Here is a 24,364-nt window from a genome sequence, read left to right as displayed (position 1 = left end):
GCTCTCCCCCGTTCAATGCATCATTACTTGCAACCCGGCAGCTTATGCCGCCGCCCGGCGATTGATTTCCTCGATAACCCCGACGATGGTGTCGGCATCTGCGTCACCGAAGGCGCCGTCCAAGCCCTGATAGTGCAGGCTCGTAAACGGCGGCTCGTAGAGTTGCCCCGGCTCCATCACCCCGCCCTGCGTCAGCCGGTCGATGATCATCTCGACGAAGCGGATCTGCTGACTGGTGTAGCGGTTCTCATCCAGGAACTCGCCGAAGGCGTCCTTGGCCGCGTTGCGGTCCAGACCGACCAGTGAGCGAATGAAAGCGGTCAGGGGCCTGTCACTGCCGAAGCTTTCCTCGAAGCGCTTGCGGCTTTCCACCACCGCAGACTCATAGACGAAACGCTCCAGCTCGGACAGGTCGGTCGGCGTCAGCGGCCTGTTGTGCTTGAGCTTGGCAATGGCGACGTGGTGCTCGTTGGCCCGGATGTAAGCCTCCACCTTGCGCTTGTACTGGGCGAGATTGATGCCGGTGCTGAAATCCTTGAGCCCGACTTCCTTCGCCTCGCCGATCTCATCGGTGAGCACCGTGTAGACCGGCTTGACCGCCTTGCGCTCGATGAACTTCACCAGGTCGCGCAGCCCACGGCGTACCGATTCGATCATCGGCAGCGTGATGTCCTTCCAGAAGGCTTCGGTCTGCACTTCCTGGATCAGCGCCAGTTTCGCTTTGACCGCCGGGATCGCATCCATGGTCTCCAACGCCATGGCGATCTCGATGATCCGGTCACGACTGCCGATAAAATTCTGTGTCCTGTTGATGAGCGCCAGCTGCAGGTTGAGACAGACCAGGTCGAACAGCTTGGCGGTGATGTGCTCTGGATCGCGCTCGCTAGGCAGGCCCGCGACATGTTCGCGCAGGTCGGCCAGCGCACTCTCGTCGATCCCGCTCCATGCCTTGCGCTCGCGGAAGCGGCTGACGTGCTCGCCTTGCGGTCGGACGATGAAATTGTCGAGATTCATTGCCGCGACTTCGCCATGCAGCTCGTCAGCGACCTCTTCGCGCAGGGCCACCAGCCCGTCGTAACCGCCCTGACCTTCACCAAGGTTGCCAGCGGCTGCCGTCTCGCCCCCGGTAGGGGCAACCATCGGCAGCATGGAAAGAAGCTCCAGGCGACGCTTGAACAAGCGTTTCTGCAAGGGCTCGCTCAGAGTGCCGGCAGCGCCGGCCGGATGCTCGTCGAAGTACTCGAAATTGGCGCAGAAGTCGAAGATGAAGAACTCGCTCTTGTCCTGGCCCGGGCCAAACAGGTCCGGGCACAGGCGTGTGCCCCGCCCAATCATCTGCAGGAACTTCACCTTCGATCGCACCGCCTTGAAAAACACCAGGTTGACGACTTCGGGCACGTCGATGCCGGTGTCCAGCATGTCCACCGAGATTGCGATCTGCGGCAGCTTGGCTGCGATGCTGAAATCGTCGATCAGGCTCTGCGCGTAGTTCACCGCATGGGTGATGACCCGCGCAAATGTTCCCTTGTAATGCGGGTAGTGATGATCGAAGCGCCGGGCGATGAACTGCGCATGCTGCTGGTTGACCGCGAAGATGATGGTCTTGCCCAGCTTGTCGCCGCCGTCAACCTTCAGCCCATGCTCCATCAGGTGCCGCAGCATCAGGTCGACGGTGTGCTCGTTGAACAGCCGCTTGTTGACCTCGGACGCGTGGATCTCGTCGGGCGGCTCACCGCCCTCGTCGTGCTCGCCCCAGTCCAGCGACTCCCAGTGCTCCTTTTCCTCTACGCTCAGTTCGTCATAGCGGATGCCCTCGCGAATGAACCTGACCGGCACCGACTGCGCACGCGGCGGAACCAGGTAGCCATCCGCCACCGCCTCTTCCAGGCCGTAAGCATCGGTGGGCACGCCGGTTTCCAGCCCGAACAAGTGGTAGGTATCACGGTCAACCTCGTCGCGCGGGGTCGCGGTCAGGCCGACCAGGTAGCTGTCGAAGTAGCGGAAGATCGCACCGTACTTCTGGTAAACGCTGCGGTGGGCCTCGTCGATAATGATGAGGTCGAAGTGGCCGACGCCGTATTTTCGGCGGTCGCCCTCCATTTCTTCGATCAGGCCCATCATCGTCGGGTAGGTGCACACGTACACCCTGCCCTGCCCCTTCCTGTCGGTCACAAGGTTGACCGGGCCGGCATCCGGCAGGTGCGCCTTGAAGGCATTTGTGGCCTGCCTCACCAGCGCCACGCGATCGGCGAGAAACAGCACGCGCTTGACCCGATTGGCGCGCATCAGAACGTCAACCAGTGCGATCGAAACGCGGGTCTTGCCGGTGCCGGTAGCCATGGTCAGCAGACCGGCCCGCCGGCCCTGCGCCAGCGACTCGGTCATCGCGCGGATGGCGCGCACCTGGTACGGGCGTCCGGCGATGGCCGGGTCAACCTTCAGGCTGCGCGGGTCGGTCTCCAGCTCGCGGCGCTGGACGGCGAGTTCCAGTTCTTCCCTGGTGTAGAAACCCTGCACCTCGCGCGGCGCCGCCCGACAGTCGTCCCACAGCCAGGTGTGGTGTCCGTTGCTGTAGAAGATCAGTGGCCGCTGGCCTTTCATTTGCTCCAGGCAGTCTGCATACAGCTTGGCCTGCTGCCGGCCCACGTCCGGGTCCTTCAGGCTGCGCTTGGCTTCCACTACCGCCAGCGGCTGGCCGTCCGCGCCCCACAGCACGTAGTCAACGAAGCCCTCGCCCTTCTGGTTGGGCATGCTGGTGACGGGCACTTCAAACGACATGTTGTCGCCGTCGATCCAGCCGGCCTCGCGCAACAGCACATCGATGAAGAACTTGCGGGTATCGGCCTCATGGTAGTTGTGCCCATCCGGCACCGCGATGTTGGCGGCTTTGGCCTGGGCCAGCTCAGCGCGTGCCTGCGCCAGCTGGGCGTTGACCTCCGCCAGTGCTGCTTCGCGCTCGGCGAGGCTGGCCGCGGTCTCGGCGATGCGGGCCTCGCGTGCTTCGACCTCGGCGTGTTTGGTCTCTATCTGCTGGCGGAACTGCGCTTCCTGCTTGGCCAGTTCGTCGCGGGTAAAGCTGACCGCCTCGTCGGCGCGCACCAGGTGCGGCACCTGCTTGTCGTCGAAGCTGGCCTCGATGCTTTTCGGATCGCTGGCGCGGGTGTAGGTGCGCGCCAGCCAGAACAACACGTGGAACAGCTCGCGCACCAGCCGCATCGCATCGCCGCCGCCGATGCGCCCGTTGCCGTGCACAGCCTGGTTGCCGAGCTTCTGGATCAGCCGCGCCTTCTGGTGGATGTGCGGCGGCAGCAGTTGCTCGAATGCCGGCTGGGTCAGCAGCACCCCGAGGCTGTTGTCGTACGGCATCCGCAACGTGAGGTCATGCGCGTACAGCCAATGCACCGCCTGCTCCAGCGCATGGCGGGTGCGCATGCAGCAGGCGCGCGGATCGGAATGCACCAGTTGCTCGGCACCGCGAGCCGGCTCATAGAGCGGCTTGAACTCGGCTTGCAGAAACTGGAAGTTGCTCATTGCGATCCCCCGGCAGCTCCGACCATACCCCGACTTATAAAGAGCCGGCGGGGCGCGTCACACACGGACGAGCTCCATCAACGGCTCAAATCGGTACATGGCCGAGCGTCGTCCGGCCGGCTGGCGGACCACCTGCAGCAGTCCCTCCTGCAACAGCACGCGGCTGAAGCGGGCGGCGGTTTGCGACGGGATGCCGGCGCTGCGCGTGAAACGGCTGTTGCTGAACACCGGGTGGGTGAACAGGTAGTCCAGTGCCGCCACCGCGTACTTGGATGCCAGCAACTCGGCAAAGCGGGGCTTCATTTCCTCGTACAACTGGCCAATGGCCTGCGCCGCCTCCAGATTGGCGATGGCCTGCTGCTCGACCGCCGCCAAGAAGAATGCGCACCAGCCCTCCCAATCGTGATCTGACGACACCGCACGCAAACGGCCCAGGTACTCGTCCTTGTGATCCTCGAAATAGCGGCTGATGTAGAAATGCGGCGCGCCGATCACCCCGCCCTGCCACAGCATCAGCGTGATCAGCATGCGTCCGACGCGGCCATTGCCGTCCTCGAACGGGTGCAACGCCTCGAACTCGGCATGGACCAGCGCAGTGCGCAGCAACACCGGCACCGCTTCATCGTTGACCAACCGGAACAACGCCTCCATGCCACCGGGCAGGTGCTCCGGCGCGATCGGCACGAAGCTCACTCTGCGGCTGCCGCGCTCGCCGATGTAGTTCTGCTCGTGCTTGTAGACACCGGGCGATTTGGTGGCCCCACGGCCGAAGGACAGCAACTGGCGGTGGATGCTTTTCAGCAGTGACTCCGACAGCGACTGTCCCTGCTCCATCCGCAACTGGGCGGTATTGAGCGCACGCCGATACAGCGCCGTCTCGATGGCATCGGATCGGAACTCCAGCGCGGCACGCTCATCGTCCTCCTCGAACTCAACCTCGAGCTGGAGGATCTCGTCGAGCGTGCTGATGGTGCCCTCCATCCGCGAGGACACCACCGCTTCCTGGCCTCGCAAGGGCGCCAGGAACAGCTCACTGTTGTGCATGCCACGCAGCATCTGGTCATAGCGCGCCAACGCCGCCGTGGCCCCCAGCAGGCCCGGCATCAGGCGCCCGTAGTCCAGCGCGCCCGGCGGAAAATGCCCGGAGTGGTAGGAGACGGCTTGACTGGTGTCGATCATGGTCACGGCAATTGTTGTTAACGAAAAAGGAAATTTTGATCGCAAAAGAGCTTGCTCATCACCCGTTACCGACAACCTATGTTGTCGTTAACGGCAACGCACTTTGCAATGAACAACCCGATTTGTGCACAACAGATAACCAACAACCCCACTTGGCATCAACAATAGTCTAAATATTGATGACAAGCCACCAGCCTGCCTGTGACGCACACGCGCGCTTCAAGCGACGTTTGTACCGGCGTTTCTACCGACATCCGAACGCTGGCCAGTGAGAGTGAGTCCAACGAATCCCGGGAACGACGTGCAGCGGTTGGCGGCCTTCCACGCGCCCAGCCGCTCGGCGATGTCCGCCACCAGCGCGGTCATGCGGTGGGTGAGCTGGTAGGGAGGCATGGGTCAGATGGTGCCGGAGAAGGCGCGGTGTTGAAGGGTTTGAAATAACCTTGAAAACATTGCATCCGACGCGACCATCTCTGCGCGTCGACTGTTCAATACCGAACAACGGCGGTTGAACTCCGATTGCAGCGCTAGCGGGGGCAAGGGAAGACGGGCCTCCGTCAAATTGCCCCTCTTAATGTATTTAATAATTCCTCCGATACTTTGCTTTCTCAACTCGCCAACATAAGCGTCCAGGAAGTGATAGAGATAGTTTGTTGTCAGTCGAGACTTGTCGGTGGATTCGACAATATAAGTGCGTTGATATGCGTCGAACTTACCTGAGTACTGCTTAACGTTTAGATCTCCGTTTCCGGCAACCAGAGCACACTCGCAATCGTAGCTGTAGGACGAAATACGCAGAGGTTCGCGAGCGCATGTGAAAAATGGGTACGCCCCGTCACTGCTACTGGCGTTCGCATCCAGCTTTCCCGTTCGGATGCTCGTCAGGTCGCCCAAAGAAGTCTCTGGAATTCCCTTCGAGTTCGTCACCAGATCGCCAAACATATCGAGGAACACGGACTGCAGCAGTTGGTCGAGCTTGGCGATGGCTTCGCGGCGCTTGGCGCGCAGCGCGTCGGCCTTGTCCAGGATCGCCGCGATGCGGCGTTGTTCGGGGAGTGGGGGAAGAGGGATCTCAATTTGAGCCGCCCCCGCCTTCGTCAGCTTCGCTCTGGTCGACCCAGTGATCCAAGGAGATACGTCGTAGTTCTCTAGCGCTCTGCAGAGATAGCCTTGGTCAACGCCAGGCTGGGCGCGAAGAACATGGGCGTGATTGTTCACCCAAGTTTTGCCTTCGATACGATAGGCGATCCCGCGGCCAGGATTGTCGAAGTGGCCACCATCTTCGGCGAGAAGGATCAGCGGTTCGTCGAAGATATAGTTGTCGATAGATCCCTGTATTCCATTGGCGCCGTAGTAGGGGTACGGCCCCGACTTCCGGTCTTCCTTCTTTACCGGCCGCCGCCGACTATCCAAGAACTCGACCAGGTCGCCGAGTTTGCGCACGTTGCGACCGCCTTGCACAGACTGTCGCGTAATCACTTCAACAGTCCCTGCAACTCGTCCATGCCCAGCATGATGTCCGCCTCCAGCGCCTTCAGTTCGGCCAGGATCTTCTTCGGTGGGTCGTACTCGACGGCCTCGTGCACCACTTCCTTGTACCGATTGATCGACAGGTCGTAGTCATTGCCGGCGATCTCGTCCTTGGGCACCAGGAAGCTCTGCTCGGTGCGGGTACGCTTGGCTTCTTTGTCACGGTGCTGCCAGCGCTTGAGGATGTCCGGCAGATTGTTGGCCTCGTGCTTGTCGGCATCCAGCGGATTGCGCTTGTCGTCCAGCGAATAGCCATCGGCCTGCATGTCGTAGAACCAGACGTTGTCCGTTCCGCCGGAGTCGGTCCTGGTGAACAGCAGGATCGCGGTGGATACGCCGGCATAGGGGCGGAACACGCCCGAGGGCATTGAGACGATACCGTCGAGCTTCTGCTCCTCCACCAGCATCCGCCGCAGGGTTTTGTGTGCCCGGGATGAGCCGAACAGCACGCCGTCCGGCACGATCACCGCGGCGCGGCCGCCGGGTTTGAGCAGGCGCAGGAACAGGGCCAGGAACAGCAGCTCGGTCTTCTTCGTCTTGACGATCTGCTGCAAATCCTTGGCGGTGCTCTCGTAGTCCAGCGAGCCGGCGAACGGCGGGTTGGCCAGGATCAGGCTGAACTGCCCGGCCACGCCGGCGTGGCCTTCGCTGAGGCTGTCGCGGTTCTCGATGGCCGGGTTCTCCACCCCGTGCAGCAGCATGTTCATCGAGCCGACCCGCAGCATGGTGCTGTCGAAGTCGAAGCCGTGGAAGGTGTCGTGGTTGAAGCGGCGCGCGGCCTCGGGGGTGGCGTAGATTTCCTGCCCGTGGTGCTCGCCGAGGTACTCGCTGGCGGCGACCAGGAAGCCGGCGGTGCCGCAGGCCGGGTCGCAGATGGTGTCGGACGGCCTGGGCGCCATCATCTCCACCATCAGCTTGATGATGTGCCGGGGGGTGCGGAACTGCCCGTTCTGGCCGGCCGAGGCGATCTTTCCCAGCATGTACTCGTACAGGTCGCCCTTGGTGTCGCGGTCGTCCATGGGGATGGCGTCGAGCATGTCCACCACCCGGGCCAGCAGTGCCGGCGTGGGGATGGTGAAGCGCGCATCCTTCATGTGGGTGGCGTAGGTGGAATCCTCCGCCCCGCCCAGGTTCTTGATGAAGGGGAAGACCTCGTCGGCTACCAGTGCATACATCGCCGCCGGGTCGCCCAGCGACTTGAATTTCGACCAGCGCAGCTTCTGCTGCCCGCTGTTGAAGATAGGGGCCTCGACCGGCTGCTTGATGCGGTTGGCCTTCTTCTCCTTGACCGTCTGCAGCTCGTCCAGCCGCTTGATGAAGAGCAGGTAGGTCATCTGTTCGATGACCTCCATGGGGTTGGAGATGCCGCCGCTCCAGAACGCGTTCCAGATCTGGTCGACCTGGGTCTTGATGCTGCCTGTGATCATGGTGCTCCCCTGCCCTCGTCCATTGCAGTCTTCCGGCACCAAGCGGCGCCGAGCCACTCCCGGTTCTCCGGGTGCAGGCTAGCGTTGGACTTGCGAGCAAGCTGGTTGTCGATGAATCGCTCTACATTGTCGTGGACTTCCCGCGTCGCGTCACGGTCGACCTGCCAGCGGTCGGTGTCCATCGGCTCAAGGAACCACGACACGACCATCGACGGGCAAGTGCTGGATGAGGCGCCCGAATATTTCGAGAAGATGAGCGAGATCGAGGCGCGCCGCACTGGCTCAAACCCGGGAATTGGAATTTCCGGCGTGAAGATGATGCCTTGACTGAGCTCGGCGCGGCATACCCGTCAAACATATATCCGATCCATAAGAAGCGGAAATAGCAGTGGTCGATGACGGTCGCCTGATCACCGGCCAAAACCCTACTCAACGACGGCGGTGGCCAAGGCGATCGTGCGCGGCCCGCGCAGCGGTGAGAGCCTTACCCCCGATAACTTTCCCTGTCTTCCGCAAATTCCCAGTCCAGATTAGAGAGGCCCCGCAAGCGGGGCCTCATGGTTGCTGCTGATCGGCGGGTCTGCCGACGCCGCGATCAGCGGCCGTCGCCGTCTGCATCGCCCGGCAGCGCCCGTTCCACGCGGTGCCATGCCGCGCGCGTGGCGTGCTTGGCGTCGTTCCACTCCAGGCGCGAGTTGCCCTTGGCCTGCTCATAGTCGGTACGCAGGTTGTTTTCGGCCTGCTCGAAGCTCTGGTCGGCATAGCGCGAACGGGCTTCGTAGCCGGTGCGATAAGCAGGCTGGTACTCCTCGTATCCGTACTCCTTGTTGGCGTACGGCTCCTTGGAATAGTTCTCACGCCAGTACGCGTCTTCGACCGTCGGATTCATCGCCTCACCCGCAGCCTTGCCACCCAGGCCGCCGGCCACCGCGCCTACAGCGGCGCCTACCGCCGTGCCTACGGGCCCTGCTACGGAACCGACGGCCGCGCCAGCGACACCGCCGGCCGCCGCGCCTACGCCGGTACCGACCGGGTGCGCACCGGGGGTTCCGGTGATCGGGTCACGGTTGGCATCGTGCTTGTCATTGTTCATGTCGCTCTCCATTGATGATCGGCCGCTTGCCGATTACCAACATGCACCCCGTGGCGTGAGGCGGGCGTGGCGGCCGTTACTCCGGCTGCGGCAGCCACAGTTCCACAGCATGCTGCGCATGGTCGTCGCACAGCGGAACGGCCAGTCCGGGCTGCTCCATGCCGTCGACCAGCAATCGCGGCGGCATGCCTTTCCCGGCTTCCTGGCGCACGTGGATGAGGTAGACCGTGTCGCGGTAGCAATAGCGCACGCGGTAACCGGGCCAGTCGGGAGGGATGCAGGGCGACAGCCGCAGGGTGTCCCCCTCGAGCCGCAGGCCCAGCAAGGATTCGACGACCAGCCGGTACATCCAGCCGGCCGAGCCGGTGTACCAGGTCCAGCCGCCGCGGCCGACATGCGGTTCGACCGCGTACACGTCGGCGGCGACCACGTAGGGTTCCACCTTGTAGGTCGCGATGCGTTCTGCGGTGTCGCCGTGGTGGATGGGGTTGATCATGCGGAACAGTTCCCACGCGCGCGCATGGTCGCCGAGCTCGGCGAAGGCCATGGTCGCCCACACCGCCGCGTGAGTGTATTGGCCGCCGTTCTCGCGCACGCCGGGCACGTAGCCGCGGATGTAGCCGGGGTCCTGCCCGGTCTTGTCGAATGGCGGGTCGAGCAGTTGCACCAGGCCTGCATCGCGTCGCACCAGGCGCTGGTCCAGCGATTCCATCGCCTGCCTTGCGCGCACCGGATCGGCTGCGCCCGACAGCACCGACCAGCTCTGCGAGATCGAATCGATCGTGCACTCATCGCTCTGCGTCGAGCCCAGCGGCATTCCGTTGTCGAACCACGCGCGCCGGTACCACGCGCCATCCCAGGCATGGTCTTCCAGTGCCTGGCGCAGCTGCGTTGCGCGTTCGAGGCAGCGTTTGGCGAACAGCAGGTCGCCGCGGTCGCGCGCCAGTTTGTTGAAGCGGTTTAGCACCTCGTACAGGAAGAACCCCAGCCACACGCTCTCGCCGCGACCGCCCTCCCCCACCCGGTTCATGCCGTCGTTCCAGTCGCCGGTGCCGATCAGCGGGAGGCCACGTTCTCCAAACAGGTCGAGCGCACGTTGCAGGCCGCGCACGCAGTGCTGGTACAGCGTTTCACGCAGGCCTGAGCGCGAAGGCAGGTCGTAGTAGGACTCCTCGTCCGGGTCGACATGGCGACCTTCAACATAGGTCATGCGTTCGTTGAGTACGTCGCGGTCGCCGGTAGCTTCGACATAGCGGCAGGTGGCCAGCGGCAACCACAGATAGTCATCCGAACACCGCGTGCGCACGCCGCGATCCAGCGGCGGGTGCCACCAGTGCTGCACGTCGCCCTCCATGAATTGGTGCTCGGCGCACAGCAACAGGTGATCGCGTGCGAGCTTTGGCTCGGCGTGCAGCATCGCCATGATGTCCTGCAGCTGGTCGCGAAAACCGAACGCGCCGCCGGATTGGTAGTAGCCGCTGCGCGCGAAGTAACGGCAGCCGATGGTCTGGTAGAGCAACCAGCCGTTGGTGAGCAGGTCAACGGCCGGCTCGGGTGTTTCCACCTGTACCGCGCCAAGCGTGCGCAGCCAGCCCACACGCACCTCGTCGAGCGCGTCCCAGGCAGCATCGCGTCCCTGCGTCTCCCGCAGCGTCGCCAGCGCCTCGGCGCGCGTACGCCCTGCGCCGAGGCGGAATATCACGTCGCGTGACTGCCCGGGCGCCAAGTCCAGCGGCACCTGGATCGCGGCGCAGGGATCAAGTCCGGCACCAAGTCGCCCGGACAAGCGTTCGCGCGTCATCGCCGCCGGCGAGCGCAGACTTCCGTTGCGGCCAATGAACTCGTTGCGATCGCCGGTGACGCTGCGGCGCTCCTCCTCGCCGTGCCATCCCCCGGTTGCGATATCGGCGGCGAAAAAGGCGGCCCGGCGGCTGAATTCGGTGTTGTACGCATTGCGCGCCAGCACCGCATCGTGTTCCGTGACGGACTCGGTGACCACGTGCATCTGGGTGCGCGCGTGCAGATCGCCGAGGATCCATTCCACGTAGCCGGTGGCACTGAGCCGCCGCGTGCGCTCGCCGGTGTTGCGCACGCGCAGCACGCTGAACTTGACGGCCGCGTCGCTCGCCACGTAGACCCAGAGTTCGCTGGCGACGTCGTCCTGCTCGTGCTCGTAGACGCTGTAGCCGAAGCCATGCCGCACCCGGTACGCACCCTCGCCGCGACATGGCAGCGGCGTCGGCGACCAGAACCGCCCGGTCTGCTCGTCGCGCAGGTAGAACGCTTCACCGTTGCTGTCTCCCACCGGATCGTTATGCCACGGCGTGAGGCGGAACTCGTGCGCGTTCTCGGCCCACGTGTAGCCGGTGCCGGATTCGCTCACCACGCAGCCAAACTGCGGGTTGGCGAGCACGTTCGACCACGGCGCAGGCGTGTTGCCGCCCGGCTGCAGGTCGATCACGTATTCGCGACCGTCGGCCGAGAAGGCGCCGATGCCGTTGCCTTCGCGCAGCGGCCCGGTACCCGGGTCAAAGGGCCACGGGTCGAGAGCCGTGTCCCCGCCGCGGCCGGTAATGGCGTGCTCGTCGGCCGTGGGCATAGGCATCAGGTCGTACTGGGTGAGCAGTGGCTGCAGTGGTGGCATCACCACCTCCTGCGGCGGCCGATGCGCAACCTGTTCGGCCAGCGTGCCGTGCGCGTCGCTCACGATCACCCGTGCCACCGATTGCAGCAGGATGCGATCCTCCTGCGGCAGCTGGTGTGCGGATCGGGCGAAAATACCGCCGGGGCGGTCGATCACGTTGGCTTCCACGCCGGCCGATATCAGACCCATGATCTGGTCGTGCAACTGCTGGCGATAGCCGCCCTGCTCGCCGTTCCAGATCACCAGGTCGACGGTCAGGCCCTTGAGCCGCCAGTACGCGTAGGCCTGCACCATCTGCCGCACCAGTTCGATGTTTTTCGCGTCATCGATCTGCACCAGCACGATCGGGTGGTCACCGGAGATCGCCTGCCCCCAGAGCCCCGATTGGCCGCGGCGGTTCTGCAGCAGCACGGCCGGCTCTGCGCGCAGCGCCGGGTTCGCGTGCAGCACCAGCCCGGCCAGGCGTTCGTACAGCTGCGCGTCGGCCTGCGAGGCGTTGATCTGGCGCCGCACCACCTGGCTATGGGTCCAGGCCAGGTCGAACACGCGGTCGGCCAGCCTGCGGTCCCGGTATTTGTCGACCAGCACCCGACAATCATCGCGCGCGGCCGCGACGCCGGTAACCATGTCGATGGTCGCCGTCTGGTCCGGCGCCAGGGTGATCCGGGAGCGGATCGCGACAACCGGATCGAGCACCGAACCCTGGCTGTTGGACAATGGCGCCGGCTCGAGCACGGCGCGCGGTGCGCGCGCGTCGTGGCCGCGGCCGATGAAGCGTGACCGGTCGGTCTCGTAGGAAATTTCCACGATATCCGCGCCGTGCACCGCGACCAGATGGAACATCCACGGCGGCACTTCATCGTGCGCTCGCGGGCGTCGTGTGCACAGGATCGCCTGCCGTTCCGGCACCAGTTCGGTCTGCACGAACAGATTGCTGAAGGCCGGATGCAATTCGTCCGAGATCGCCAACGCCAGCACCACCTCGGCGTAGGTGGTGACTTCGATCGTGCGCGCCGTGCGTGACTGGTTGGTCACGTGCAGCCGGCGTAGTTCGATGTCGTCCTCTGGCGACACGGCGATCTCCAGGTGGGTTTCAAACCCCTGTTTCCGGCCGCGGAACTCGGCTTTGGCGTCGGAGAAGATCGCCTCGTATCCGGACACCTCCACAGCCGTGGGCTGGTACGAAGCCGACCAGAACTCGCTGCTGTCCACGTCGCGCAGGTAGCACCAGCTCCCCCAGTGATCACGCGTGCCATCTTCGCGCCAGCGCGTCACCGCCATGTCGTGCAGGCGGCTGTAGCCGCCGCCGGCGCTGGTCAACATCACGTGGTAGCGGCCGTTGGACAGCATCTGGATCGCCGGCTGCGGCAAGGAGGCGTTGCGGAAGATGCGCAGGCGGGTTTCGGCGGGGTCGGACATCACCGACGCGCCGGCGACCTCGGTCGTGTGCGGATGGAAGGTACCGGTGCGCGGGATGCGCTCCTGCAGCAGCAGCAGCGTGGCCCTGAACTCGGGGTCGGCCACGAACCGGCGTTGCATCGGCTGGTCGTGGAGCAGGTAGTCCAGCGCCAGCAGCCCCATGCCCTGGTGGTGGGCCATGAACGAGCGCACCAGCGCGTGAGGCTGTCCGCGCGGCAATCGCGCAGGTGTGTAGTCGATCGCCTCGTACAGGCCGTAGCGTCCTGCGAAGCCGGCGGCGGCCATCCGCTGCAGGTTCCGGCACGCTTCCCCGGGCGCGACCATCAACGCCATCATGCTGGCATAAGGCGCGATCACCAGATCCTGCGCCAACCCGCGTCGCAGGCCGAGTCCCGGCACGCCGAAGGCGTGGTATTGGTAATTCATGCGCGCGTCGACGGCGTTGTAGCCGGATTCGGAAATGCCCCAGGGCACGTCGCGCTGGCGCCCGTACTCGATCTGCCTGGCCACGCTCGCCTGAGCGGTCTGGTCAAGCAGCGAGCCCTCGTAGCTGGGCATCACCAGCTGCGGCATGAGGTACTCGAACATCGAGCCGCTCCACGACAGCAGCGCCGGGTCGCCACCGATGTCGGTCAGCAACCGGCTCAGCGCGAACCACGCGTCCTGCGGCAGCTGGCCCTGGGCAATGCCGAAGAAGCTGGCCAGGCGGGCCTCGGACGCCAGCAGGTCGTAGAAGCCGGGGTCGCTCCGGTGTTCGTCGACGTTGTAACCGATGGTAAGCAGATGGCGGCTGCGGTCGTAGAGAAAATCGAGTTCGTTCTGCGCGCACTGGCCGGCGAGGTGGGCCAGGCGCTCGAACTCCGCGATGCGGGCTCTTGCGGTGGCCTGCACCTGCCCGTCCGGCGAGGTGCGCGAAAGTTCGCGCAAGGTCGGGATCGCCGACGTCGACAGCGTCGATGGCAACCATGCCAGTGCGGCGCTCGCGGCACGGCACTGCGCCAACAGTTTCCGTCCCCAGCACGACGCCTCCGTCGACACATCCGCATCGGAGTCCTCGCCGGCCGGTGCGTCGTGACCGGCCAGTGGTTCCGCCAGTACCGTGAGTTCGGCAAGCGCCAGCACGGCTTCGCCGCAGGTGGCCGGCGGTACGGCGAGCAGCGCCTCGATCTTCCCGCGCAAGGCATCGGGTACGCCGACGCCGGACTCTTCCAATACCCCCGCGGCATCGCCCAAGCCCTGCCAGGTAGCGGGCGCCAAGACCGCCGAATCGGGCTGTGCCAGCAGTCCCTGGCGCAGGGTGAGCAGATGTCCGGCGAGGTTGCCGCTGTCGACGGTGGACACGTACAGCGGCGGCAGCGGGCGCAGCGTTTCGGTGTCGTACCAGTTGTAGTAATGGCCGCGATGCCGCGGTAGCAGTTCCAGTGTCGCAAGGGTATTGCCGACGCGTTCGGCCATGGCATCGGCCTGCTGGTAGCCGAAGTCGTACGCGGACAGGTTGGCGAGCAGCGACAGGCCGATGTTGGTCGGGGACGTGCGCCGTGCAACCAGCAGCGTGCGATGCTCCTGGATGTTGTCGGGCGGCAGCCAATGGTCGGCGGCGGTCACGAAATCCTCGAAGTACGCCCACGTGCGCCGCGACAACCGGCCGAGGAACCTGCCCTGCTCCACCGACAGCCCGTGCGCCGCGCGCACGCGCGGCCGCCCGGTCCACCAGCTCAGCCAGGGTGACAGCAGCCACAGCCCGAGCAGCGGCGCGGCCACGGGCAGCGCCATCGGCTGCAGGCGGAAGAGCGCGGCCGCCACCCCCAGCGCGAACGCGGGCGCAAACCACATCGAACGCAGTGACGCCGCCAGTCCGTCGCCGAGGGTCTTCTCGACTTCGCTGGAGGGACTCCATTGCAACATGTGCCGGCGCGACACCAGCATCCGCCACAGTGTCCGCACGATGGCGTCGAGGCTGTAGAACGCCTCGTACGGCAGCAACGCCGCGCCCAGGATGATCCTCGCAAAATCGTGCCCCGCCGCCTGCACGCGATGCAGCAGGTGCGCGCGCAACGGCAGTTCCTCCGGCTTGTCGAGCAGCGCGGTCATTGCCGCCAGCAGCGGTGCGAGCAGCAGCGTCGACAGCACCCACATCGTCCAGCGCAGCGGGTGAGGCGCAAGCATCCAGCCAAGCACGAACAGCGACACCGTCGCCACGGGCACGAGGCTGCGACGCAGGTTGTCGAGCAGCTTGCCGCGCGAGAGCATCGACAACGGGTTGCGTTCGCGGCGGCCTTCGCCGCCCGGCACCCACGGCAGCAGCCACGGCAACAATTGCCAGTCGCCGCGGATCCAGCGGTGCCGGCGCTTGACGTCAAGTGCGTAGCGCGACGGATAGTCCTCGTACAGCTGCACGTCGCTGATCAGTCCGGCACGGGCGTAGCAGCCTTCGAGCAGGTCGTGGCTGAGGACCCGGTTGTCGGGCAAGCGCGCGTCCAGCGCCTGCTCGAACGCCGCCACGTCATAGATGCCCTTGCCGACGAACGAACCCACGCCGAACAGGTCCTGGTACACGTCCGAAACGGTACGCGTGTACGGGTCGATTCCCGGCTCGCTGCCATAAAGGCGCACGTACCACGAACGGCGTTCACCATCCATGCGGGTGCCGACGCGCGGCTGCAGGATGCCGTAACCCCTTTCCACCACGCGCCGCTGCGGATCCAGTCGGGCCCGGTTGAGCGGATGCGCAAGCGTGCCGACCAGTTCGCGCGCGGCGTCACGCGGCAGGTGGGTGTCGGTGTCGAGCGTGATCACGTAACGCACGCCGCGCAGCACGCCCGGCTCGCCGGCGATCATCGAGAACGCGCTGGCATCGCCTCCGTGCAACAGCGAATTGAGCGCGGCAAGCTTGCCGCGCTTGCGTTCGTGGCCCATCCATCTGTGCTCACGCGGGTTCCAGGTGCGCGGCCTGTGGAGGATGAAGAAGATATCGTCGCCGCCGCCGGCGTGGCGCCGGTTGAGCGCCTCAGTGTCGCTGCGCGCCGTGGCCAGCGCTTCGGCATCCTGCGGCAGTACCTGCTCGTCGGCGTCGAGGAAGTCCGTCAACAGGGCGAAGTGCAGGTTGTGGTCGCGGTTGGCCAGGAACCTCACCTCCAGGGCATCCATCAGCGGGCCCACCGTCGACGCGTCCCCGATCATGGTCGGCACCACTACCAGCGTGCGCACCTCGTTCGGGATACCCGCGGAGAAATCCAGTCGCGGCAGCGCCCGCGGCAACACCAGCAGCGTCGCGAACCAGTTGACCAGGACCACACCGAGCTCGCTGAAGGCAACTACGCACAGCACGCCCACCAGCCACAGCACATTGCGCGCGCCAAGGATCGCCTGCGCGTCCTGCACCAGCCCGAAGGTGAACAGCGCGATGATGCCGACGATCGGCAACAGATAGACCGGCAGCGGCACGTGTCGGGTTCCGCGGCGCAGCGAAGCCAACGGTCTGTCCCGCAGCGACAGCCTCCGTTCCAGCTGCCTGCGTCCGGCATCGATCAGGTAGTAACCCACGTGTGCGCTGCAGTCGCCGGTGCCCGCTTGTCCAGCGCCTGCGCGCGCCAGTTCGAGCACGGCTGATGCCACTTCGGTTTCGGGCAGTTTGCCGCGCCGGGCGATGTACTCGACCACGTGGCGGTAGCGGTCCCGGGTGGCGAAGTCCATCCGCCTGTAGGTGCCGTCGGGGTCGTCGCGCAACGTGGCCTCGACCATGCTCATTGATTCGACGAACTCGCGCCAGTCGGTCATCGCCAGCAGACGCAGGCTGCCGATGCTGTTGCTGATGGAAACCTGGTTGGCGGCCTGCTGCTGACTCTCGGCCCGCACCAGTTGCGCGATGCTCTGCTCGTGATCGGCCAGCCACTGTTCGATCCAGGTCAGCGGCAGGCCCAGCGCTGCGCCTTGCCCCTGCAGGCGCCGCACGATTTCGGCGACGAACGCACTGCTCGGCGGCGGCTGGGAACGCGCCATGTCGGCGATTACCAGCATCACGCTCTTGGGATCGGACTCTGCCACCGCCGAGAAGCGGTCGGCCCACGAGTCGGCAAGGTCGCGATCCATGCGGCCGGCAATCACCTGCACGCTGACCCGGCGCAAGTTCTCGATCAGCGCCAGCCGCAGCATGATCGGGATCGCCCATAACTCGCCGAGCGTGAGCGACGTGACTGACTGGTAGGCGACGATGAAGCGGTCCAGGCTCTCGACGTCGACGCGACCATCGCCGTGCGAAATCGCGTTGAGGGCGATGTCGTAGACCCGCGGGAGCTGATCGGACGGGCCACCTTGCAGCCGCGGCAGTTCGCGGCTGTAACCCTTGGGCAGGTGGCGTCGGGCGATGCGGACCTGTTCCTCGACCAGGTACAGGTTGTCGAGCAGCCAGTCGCCGGCAGGGGTCAGCCTGCGCTTGGCGTGCGCGGCCTCGCCGAGCAGCTTGCTGGCGCGTTCGATCACAGTCTCGTTGGCGCTCAGCCGCGCCAGCAGCAGGTCGGCGCCGCGGTGTCCGCTCAGCCGGTGCGCCTGTGCCAGCACGCGGCCGTGCTGCTCCATCTGTTCAGCACTGAACAGCTGCGCGCGCAGGGGTTGCTCGTGCGCCGCGATCAACGGCCGAACTCGATGGTCACGCGGTGCGATTGGCCGTCGTCGCGCAGCGGGATCAGGCAGGGATCAACGTCCAGGATCCCGCCGTCGAGTTCGCAACGTGCGATGCCGCGGCATGCACCGTTCGGGTTGGCGACTTCGATCAGATAGCGGCTGCCGCCGTGGCGGTACTCGATCGAGAAGCCCGGCCACTCGCGTGGAATGCAGGGATCCAGGCGCAGATGCGCGCCCTGCAGGTGGAAGCCCAGGACCGCTTCCAGCCCCGCCCGGTACAGCCAGGCGCCGGAGCCGGTGTACCAGGTCCAGCCGCCGCGGCCGACGTGCGGCTCGACCGAATACACGTCGGCGACCGCGACATAGGGCTCGACCTTGTAGCGGTCCACGCCTTCGGGCGTGGATGCATGGTGGACGGGGTTGATCAGCGAGAACAGCTCGAATGCGCGGTCGCCGTCGCCCATCTTCGCGAAGGCGAAGATCGACCACAGCGCGCCGTGCGTGTACTGGCCGCCGTTCTCGCGCAGGCCCGGTGGATAGGCCTTGATGTAACCCGGGTCGTGGTCGGTGTGTCGGAACGGCGGGGTGAACAGCAGCGCGACCTTCTCGTCGCGCAGGATCAGCTGGCGGTCGACCTGCTCTATCGCCGACTTCGCATGCGCCGGATCGCCGCCGCCGGCGATCACGCTCCACGACTGGGCGATGGCGTCGATGCGGCATTCGTCGCTTTCGTGCGAGCCGAGCGGCGTACCGTCGTCGTAGTAGCCGCGGCGATACCACTGGCCGTCCCAGCCGCCGGCATCCAGACCCTTGCGCACCGTGCTCGCGACATCTTCCCAGCGCGCTGCGCGCTCGTGCTCGCCGCGCGCCTTCGCGTATGGCGCGAACGCATCGATGGTGGCGCACAGGAACCAGCCCAGCCAGGAACTCTCGCCCCTGCCCTCCTCGCCGACACGGTTCATGCCGTCGTTCCAGTCGCCGGTACCGAACAGCGGCAGGTCGTGCACGCCCAGCGTGAGGCTCACGTCGATGGCGCGTGCGCAGTGTTCGTACAGGCTGGCATCGCTGTCCGCGGTCGTGGGCCGGTAGTAGGCCTCGTCCTGCCCGGGCTCGAGCTGCGGGCCCTCGATGAAGAACTGGCGGGTATCGAGCACGTCGGTGTCGGCGGTGGCATCCATGTAGTGACAGGCGACGAACGGCAGCCACAGGCGGTCGTCGGTCATGCGCGTGCGGATGCCTTCGCCGCTCGGCGGCAGCCACCAGTGCTGCACGTCGCCCTGCTCGAACTGGCGGCCCGCGGCGCGCAGCAGCTGCGCGCGGGCTTCCCCGGGGCGCGCGATGCAGGTGGCCATCACGTCCTGCAGCTGGTCGCGGAAGCCGTAGGCGCCGCTGGCCTGGTAATACGCCGTGCGCGCCCAGACCCGGCAGCACAGCGCCTGGTAGAGCAGCCAGCGGTTGAGCAGCAGGTCCATCGCCCGGTCGGGCGTGCGCACCTGCACGGTGCCGAGGATGTCGTCCCACTGCGCGACGGCTGCCTGCAGGACGGCGTCGAGGTCCGCCTCGCGGTAGCGGCGCACCAGCTCGCGCGCGGCGCCGGCGTCGGTCGCGTCGCCGAGCAGGAGCACGATCTCCTCTTCGCCGTCCACTGACAGTTCGAAGCGGGTTTGCAGCGCGCCGCAGGGATCCAGCCCGGCGCCGGTGCGTCCGGACAGCGCTTCGCCTCCCTGGAGTGCCGCCGGCGCGGCCAGGTCGCCCCGCAGGCCGAGGAACCCGAGGCGATCGCCGCTGTGCGCCTGCTGGCGGCCACGCAGGTCCATGAACGCGACGCGTTCGCCAAACTCCGCGCGCCAGGCATTGCCGGCGAACAGCGCGCCGGTGTCCCTGTCCAGAGAGGTGGCGACGAACGGCGCCGGCTGCGAGCCATTCGGCCCCAGCGCCCACTGTACGAAGGCGGTCACCGACAGCCTGCGCGTGCGCCCCGAGCGGTTGCGCAGCCGCAGGCGCGAGATCTTCAGGCCATCGTCGAACGGCACGTACTGCAGCAGGTCGAGCTCGATGCCATGTTCGGCGTGCTCGAAGCGGCTGTAGCCGTGGCCGTGGCGCGCGACGTACTCGCCGTCGTCGCCGCAGCGCGGCAGTGCTGTGGAGGTGAACAGCCGGCCATCCTCGTCGTCACGTACGTAGAGCACTTCCTGCGGCGGATCGGAGACCGGATCGTTTGTCCACGGCGTGATCGGGTTACGCTGGCTGTTGCGCGACCACGCGTAGCCACCGCCGGCCTCGGTGGCGGTGAAGCCGAAGTCCGGATTGGCGACGACGTTGAGCCATGGCATCGGCGGCAGCGCGCCGTTGCGGATGATTGTGACGTACTCGCGCCCGTCTTCGGCGAAGCCGCCGTGGCCGTTGAAGAACTCCAGGGACGCCTCGATGCCGCCGCCCGATCCGCGCGACGGCGACGCGGCGGCCGCAGTCGGCTGGCGGGCGGCATCGGGCGGCAGGTCTGTCCCTGTCCCGGCCGGCAGCGCATCGACCTGTGCCGCGAGGCCACCGTCGCGCTGGTCGAGGGCAATCGCGGCCGCCGTCGCCAGCCCGGCCTGCAGTGCGTCTGGCGCCTCGTCGGCGCGGAGTACAAACAGGTTCTGCCTGCCGCCCGGCGGCGGATTCCGCGTCGCGTGCCCCATGAAGCGATCCTGCAGCACGTCGTACGCCGACGCCGACCCGGCGACGGCCACAAGGTCGGCCTCGAGACCGTGCGCACGCCAGTACGCTTCGGCGCGCAGGACGTCATCCGCGAGCGCCAGCCCGGTCTCGTCGGTGATGTGCAGCAGCACGATCGGACGATCGCCGGAAATCCCGCCGGCCCAGAGCGTGGGCGCGCCGCCCTCCCCCTTCCCCAGCGCCGCGGGCGCGGTGCGCAGCGTCGGATCCGGGTACAGCAGCGCGGCCGCGAGACGCTGGAAGCGCCGCGCCTGCGCCGCATCCAGGCCCAGGCGCGACAGCAGCGCGTGCGCACGCTTCGACGCGTCCCCGGACGCCTGCGCGAAAGCATCCGCGCCGCGGAGCCGATCGACCAGCGCGAGCACCTCGTCGCGGCCGGCGGCCGCCACCGTCCAGAGCTGCAGCGTGGCGGTTTCCCCGGGCGCGATGCGCACCCGGCGCCGCAGGCTGAACACCGGATCAAGCACGGTGCCGACCGTGCCCGAAAGCGTCTCCGATTCGAGCGCCGCCGGGGCGTGCGCGTCGCGGCCGCGGCCGATGAAGCGCGCACGGTCGGTCTCCCACTGCGGTTCGCTGCCGTCGTCGCCTTCGACCTGCAGCCACTGCGCGGCACAGATCGACGGATCGCCTGGCGTGCGCACGCGACGAGTGGCAAGCAGCACGAGACGGTCGGCCAACCACTCGGTGCGCACGAACATCTTCGAAAACGCAGGGTGCGCGGCATCGCCCTGCTGCGGCGCAAGCACCAGTTCGGCGTGGCTGGTCAGTTCGATGATGCGCTCGCGGTCGCCGCTGTTGCGCAGGCCGACGCACCGGACCTCCGCATCGGCATTGCCGGCGACGACGACCTCGGTGGTGGTTTCGATGTCGCCGTCACGGCGGCGGATGCCGGCGCGGCCATCGGTGAATTCCAGCGCATAGGTATCGGGCACGGCCCCGGTGGGCTGCAACCCGGCCGACCAGGCCGCGCCGCTGTCGACGTCACGCAGGTAGAGCCAGCAGCCGTGGTTGTCGCCGGTCGGATCGGCGCGCCATCGGGTGATCGCGCAGTTTCCGAGATGGCTGTAGCCGGAGCCGGCGGCGGTCAGCATCACGGTGTAGCGCCCGTTCGACAGCAGCTGCAGTCGGGGCGCCTGAAGGAGGAGGCCGGGCGGCGTGCTTCCGGATGCGTGGTCTTGCATGGAACGAGGACTCCGGAAGGTGTCTTCCCCTTATTGCACGTTGGCGGTCACGGCGGGGTCAACGTCATGACCTGCTAACACTGCGAACCCTAGACTGCAGCCAACGTGCCAAAGACGATACAAAACAGCATCGCCGAGGCCGCTGTGGACGACACCGCGGCCACGGCCGGCGACCGCGTGCGCGGCCCGACGCCGCCCCCATCCAAAGCCGGCGAACCCTTGCTGGACCGCTACCAGCGCACCGCCTTCGGCTACTTCCTGCGGCACCGCAATCCGGTCAACGGTCTGTACGCCGACACCTCGCGCGAATGGTCGCCGGTCAGCATCGCGGTCGTCGGGTTCGCGCTGTCGACCTACCCGGTCGCGGTCGAACGCGGCTGGATCGGGCGGGCCGAAGCGGTCGAACATTGCGCCGACGCGCTGCGCTTCTTCCGCGACAGCAACCAGGACGGCAGTCCCGGTTCCACGGGACACAAGGGCTTCTACTTCCACTTCCTCGACTGCGACACCGGCACCCGCGTCTGGCGCTGCGAGCTGTCGATGATCGACACTGCACTGCTGATCATCGGGGCGCTCATGGCCAGCCGTTACTTCGATGCCGACACGCCCGACGAGACGGAGCTGCGCGCCATTGCCGATGAACTGTACCGCCGCATCGATTGGCGCTGGGCGCAAAACGGCGGCGAAACGATCATGCAGGGCTGGAAGCCCGAGTGCGGCTTCCTTCACTACGGCTGGGAAGGCTACAGCGAGGCGATCGTGCTGTACGTGCTTGCCCTGGGTTCGCCCACCCACCCGATCGGCGAGGACTGCTACCGGGCCTGGACCAGCACCTATCAGTGGGAGAATCTCTACGGCCACGGCTTCCTGTACGCCGGCCCGCTGTTCATCCACCAGTTCTCGCACGCGTGGATCGACTTCCGCGGCATCCGCGACAGCTTCATGCGCCAGAAGGCCTGCGACTATTTCGAGAACAGCCGTCGCGCCATCCATGTGCAGCGCGCCTACGCCTGCATCAACCCGCGCGGCCACCGGGGCTACGGGCAGGATTGCTGGGGCCTGAGCGCCTGCGAGGGGCCGACCGACGAAGTACAGGGAGTGGAGGCGGAGCCGCGACACCTGTTCGGCTATGCCGCGCGCGGCGTGCCCTACGGGCCGGACGACGGCACCCTGTCGCCGCCGGCGGTGCTGGCGAGCGTGCCGTTCGAACCGGAACTTGCGCTCGAGGCCATCGGCACGATGTGCCGACGCCATCCGGAGATCGTCCACGAACACGGCTTCACCAGCGGCTTCAACGCCGACCTGCGCGACAAGGCCGGAAAGGCGTGGGTATCGCCCGGCCTGTTCGGGCTCGACCAGGGCATCATCGTGTTGATGCTGGAAAACCATCGGACCGGCCTGCCCTGGGCGCTGATGCGCCGCTGCCGGTACGTGGTCGACGGGCTGCGCCGCGCGGGCTTCGAAGGCGGCTGGCTCGATGTCGCCGCGTGCGACGGGGAGCGAGGCTGATGCACCACCGCGACTCCGGCATCGGCATCGGCACCGTGGTCGACCCGTTCGTCCGTGACGAACTGCGCGACAATCTGCGCCCGGCCCGATGGCGCAATCCCGAACCGGCCGAACGCTACGGGCTGGTCGTCGTCGGCGCGGGCGCCGCCGGCCTGGCGGCCGCGCAGGATGCTGCCGCCACCGGCGCGCGCGTTGCGCTGGTGGAGCGCGACCTGCTCGGCGGTGACCGGCTCAGCTTCGGCTGCCAGCCCTCCAAGGCCCTGGTGCGCACCGCTCGTGTGTACGCGGAAATGCGCGATGCCCGGAAATACGGCGCCATCGTACCGCCACGGGTCGAGGTGGACTTCCACGCCGCGATGGAGCGCGTGCTGCGGCTGCGCGCGCGCATGAGCCGCGCCAGCTCGCCGCGGATGCTGCGCGATGCCGGCATCGACCTGTTCTTCGGCCATGCCATGTTCAAGGCCCCGGACCGGTTGGAGCTGGACGGCGTGCAGCTGCGGTTCGACAAGGCGTTGATCGCGACCGGTGCCGAGCCCGACGTGCCCGACATCCCCGGCCTGCGCGACGTGGGCTACCTGACCAACGAAACGATCTTCGGCATCGCCGCCCTGCCCCGGCGACTGCTGGTCATCGGCGGCGGCCCCTTGGGCTGCGAACTGGCGCAGGTGTTTCGCCGCTTCGGCAGCCGCGTGATCATCGTCCAGAACATGCCGCTGTTCCTGCCCCACGAAGAGCGCGATGCGGCGCAGATCCTGTCGGTGGCGTTCGCTCGCGACGGGATCGAGGTGCGCCTGAATACCGAGGTGACCGCCGTGCGTCGCGTCGGCGACGGGATCCACGCCGACCTGCGCACCGACGACTACGTGACAAGCGTGGTTGCCGATGCCGTGCTGGTCGGCACCGGGCGGCTGCCGCGCATCCACGACATGGGCCTGGAGGCGGCGGGTGTTGGACATGATGCGGTCGAGGGCATCCGGGTGGACGATCACCTGTGCACGGCAAACCCCGCGATTTACGCGGCCGGTGATGTCTGCATGGCCCACCGTTTCACCCATGTCGCCGTGGCCACCGGGCGCATGGCGGTGGCCAATGCCCTGCGCGGTGAACGGCAGCGCCTGGGCGATCTGGTGATTCCGTGGTGTACGTACACCGATCCGGAGATCGCACACGTGGGCCTGTACGTACGCGAGGCAATGCTGCGCGGAATCCCCATCTCCAGCAGCACGATCCCGCTGCACGCAGTGGACCGGGCGGTACTCGACGGCGACGAGATCGGCTTCATCAAGCTGCACGTCGCCGACGGCTCCGACCGCATCCTGGGAGCGACAATCGTGTCCCGCCGCGCCGGCGAACTGATCGGGCAGGTTACCCAGGCGATGGTCAACGGCACCGGCGTGCGCGGGCTGGCGCGGGTCATCCACCCTTACCCTACCGAGTCGTCCGCGATCGGCACGGCGGCGCGGGCCTGGTGTCTCGAACATCCTGTGTCGCCAAGGGCGTGACGAACAACGCG

At 66.5% G+C, this 24,364-nt stretch carries 11 protein-coding genes; 3 read left to right on the top strand and 8 right to left on the bottom strand.

All coding sequences use genetic code 11. The features are described 5' to 3' along the window. Positions 1–42 precede the first annotated feature (42 nt). The 5 genes from ACW7G3_RS02760 to ACW7G3_RS02740 all read right to left on the bottom strand — a co-directional run bounded on the left by ACW7G3_RS02760 (position 43) and on the right by ACW7G3_RS02740 (position 7,667). Positions 43–3,531: a DEAD/DEAH box helicase family protein gene (locus ACW7G3_RS02760; RefSeq protein ID WP_456980942.1), complete on the bottom strand. Its 3,489-nt coding sequence runs from the start codon at positions 3,529–3,531 to the stop codon at positions 43–45. Between the two features lie 57 nt (positions 3,532–3,588). Then, positions 3,589–4,710: a Fic family protein gene (locus tag ACW7G3_RS02755; protein ID WP_456980941.1), complete on the bottom strand. Its 1,122-nt coding sequence runs from the start codon at positions 4,708–4,710 to the stop codon at positions 3,589–3,591. Positions 4,711–4,929: 219 nt separating this feature from the next. Continuing rightward, positions 4,930–5,103 carry a hypothetical protein gene (locus ACW7G3_RS02750; RefSeq protein WP_456980940.1) on the bottom strand — a complete coding sequence of 58 codons (174 nt, stop codon included), beginning with the start codon at positions 5,101–5,103 and terminating at the stop codon, positions 4,930–4,932. A gap of 3 nt (positions 5,104–5,106) precedes the next feature. Continuing rightward, entirely contained in the window at positions 5,107–6,153 is a 1,047-nt protein-coding gene (locus ACW7G3_RS02745) for a restriction endonuclease subunit S (protein ID WP_456980939.1), read from the bottom strand. 32 nt (positions 6,154–6,185) lie between these two features. Beyond that, the gene (locus ACW7G3_RS02740) at positions 6,186–7,667 is read right to left on the bottom strand and encodes a type I restriction-modification system subunit M (RefSeq protein WP_456980938.1); all 1,482 of its coding nucleotides are present in this window, start codon (positions 7,665–7,667) and stop codon (positions 6,186–6,188) included. A gap of 174 nt (positions 7,668–7,841) precedes the next feature. Between ACW7G3_RS02740 and ACW7G3_RS02735 the strand changes: the two genes are divergently transcribed. Further along, positions 7,842–7,994, top strand: a complete 153-nt coding sequence (locus ACW7G3_RS02735) for a hypothetical protein (RefSeq protein ID WP_456980937.1) — start codon at positions 7,842–7,844, stop codon at positions 7,992–7,994. 268 nt (positions 7,995–8,262) lie between these two features. On the opposite strand, the gene ACW7G3_RS02730 is transcribed toward ACW7G3_RS02735, so the two are convergent. From ACW7G3_RS02730 to ACW7G3_RS02720, 3 genes are all read right to left on the bottom strand, one after another. Continuing rightward, positions 8,263–8,760 carry a glycine zipper domain-containing protein gene (locus ACW7G3_RS02730; protein WP_456980936.1) on the bottom strand — a complete coding sequence of 166 codons (498 nt, stop codon included), beginning with the start codon at positions 8,758–8,760 and terminating at the stop codon, positions 8,263–8,265. A 76-nt stretch (positions 8,761–8,836) separates the two neighbouring features. Continuing rightward, positions 8,837–17,452: a GH36-type glycosyl hydrolase domain-containing protein gene (locus tag ACW7G3_RS02725; RefSeq protein WP_456980935.1), complete on the bottom strand. Its 8,616-nt coding sequence runs from the start codon at positions 17,450–17,452 to the stop codon at positions 8,837–8,839. Continuing rightward, positions 17,449–21,342: a GH36-type glycosyl hydrolase domain-containing protein gene (locus tag ACW7G3_RS02720; protein ID WP_456980934.1), complete on the bottom strand. Its 3,894-nt coding sequence runs from the start codon at positions 21,340–21,342 to the stop codon at positions 17,449–17,451. Before ACW7G3_RS02720 ends, ACW7G3_RS02725 begins: the two co-directional genes overlap by 4 nt. A gap of 105 nt (positions 21,343–21,447) precedes the next feature. Here ACW7G3_RS02720 and ACW7G3_RS02715 point away from each other — a divergent pair, with 105 nt between their 5' ends. Together ACW7G3_RS02715 and ACW7G3_RS02710 are read left to right on the top strand one after the other, a co-directional pair. Continuing rightward, positions 21,448–22,851: a glucoamylase family protein gene (locus tag ACW7G3_RS02715; protein ID WP_456980933.1), complete on the top strand. Its 1,404-nt coding sequence runs from the start codon at positions 21,448–21,450 to the stop codon at positions 22,849–22,851. After that, on the top strand, positions 22,851–24,353 hold the full coding sequence (locus ACW7G3_RS02710) for a mercuric reductase (RefSeq protein ID WP_456980932.1): 1,503 nt from the start codon (positions 22,851–22,853) through the stop codon (positions 24,351–24,353). Before ACW7G3_RS02715 ends, ACW7G3_RS02710 begins: the two co-directional genes overlap by 1 nt. The last annotated feature ends 11 nt before the right edge of the window (positions 24,354–24,364 follow it).

This window comes from Luteimonas sp. A478 (assembly GCF_054052025.1).
This window is presented reverse-complemented; position numbering and strand designations above follow the sequence as displayed.

What these genes read in the sequence shown, in the direction of transcription:
- ACW7G3_RS02760 (WP_456980942.1), bottom strand. Translation starts at nt 3,531, where the DNA reads ATGAGCAACTTCCAGTTTCTGCAAGCCGAGTTCAAGCCGCTCTATGAG.
- ACW7G3_RS02755 (WP_456980941.1), bottom strand. Translation starts at nt 4,710, where the DNA reads ATGATCGACACCAGTCAAGCCGTCTCCTACCACTCCGGGCATTTTCCG.
- ACW7G3_RS02750 (WP_456980940.1), bottom strand. Translation starts at nt 5,103, where the DNA reads ATGCCTCCCTACCAGCTCACCCACCGCATGACCGCGCTGGTGGCGGAC.
- ACW7G3_RS02740 (WP_456980938.1), bottom strand. Translation starts at nt 7,667, where the DNA reads ATGATCACAGGCAGCATCAAGACCCAGGTCGACCAGATCTGGAACGCG.
- ACW7G3_RS02730 (WP_456980936.1), bottom strand. Translation starts at nt 8,760, where the DNA reads ATGAACAATGACAAGCACGATGCCAACCGTGACCCGATCACCGGAACC.
- ACW7G3_RS02720 (WP_456980934.1), bottom strand. Translation starts at nt 21,342, where the DNA reads ATGCAAGACCACGCATCCGGAAGCACGCCGCCCGGCCTCCTCCTTCAG.
- ACW7G3_RS02710 (WP_456980932.1), top strand. Translation starts at nt 22,851, where the DNA reads ATGCACCACCGCGACTCCGGCATCGGCATCGGCACCGTGGTCGACCCG.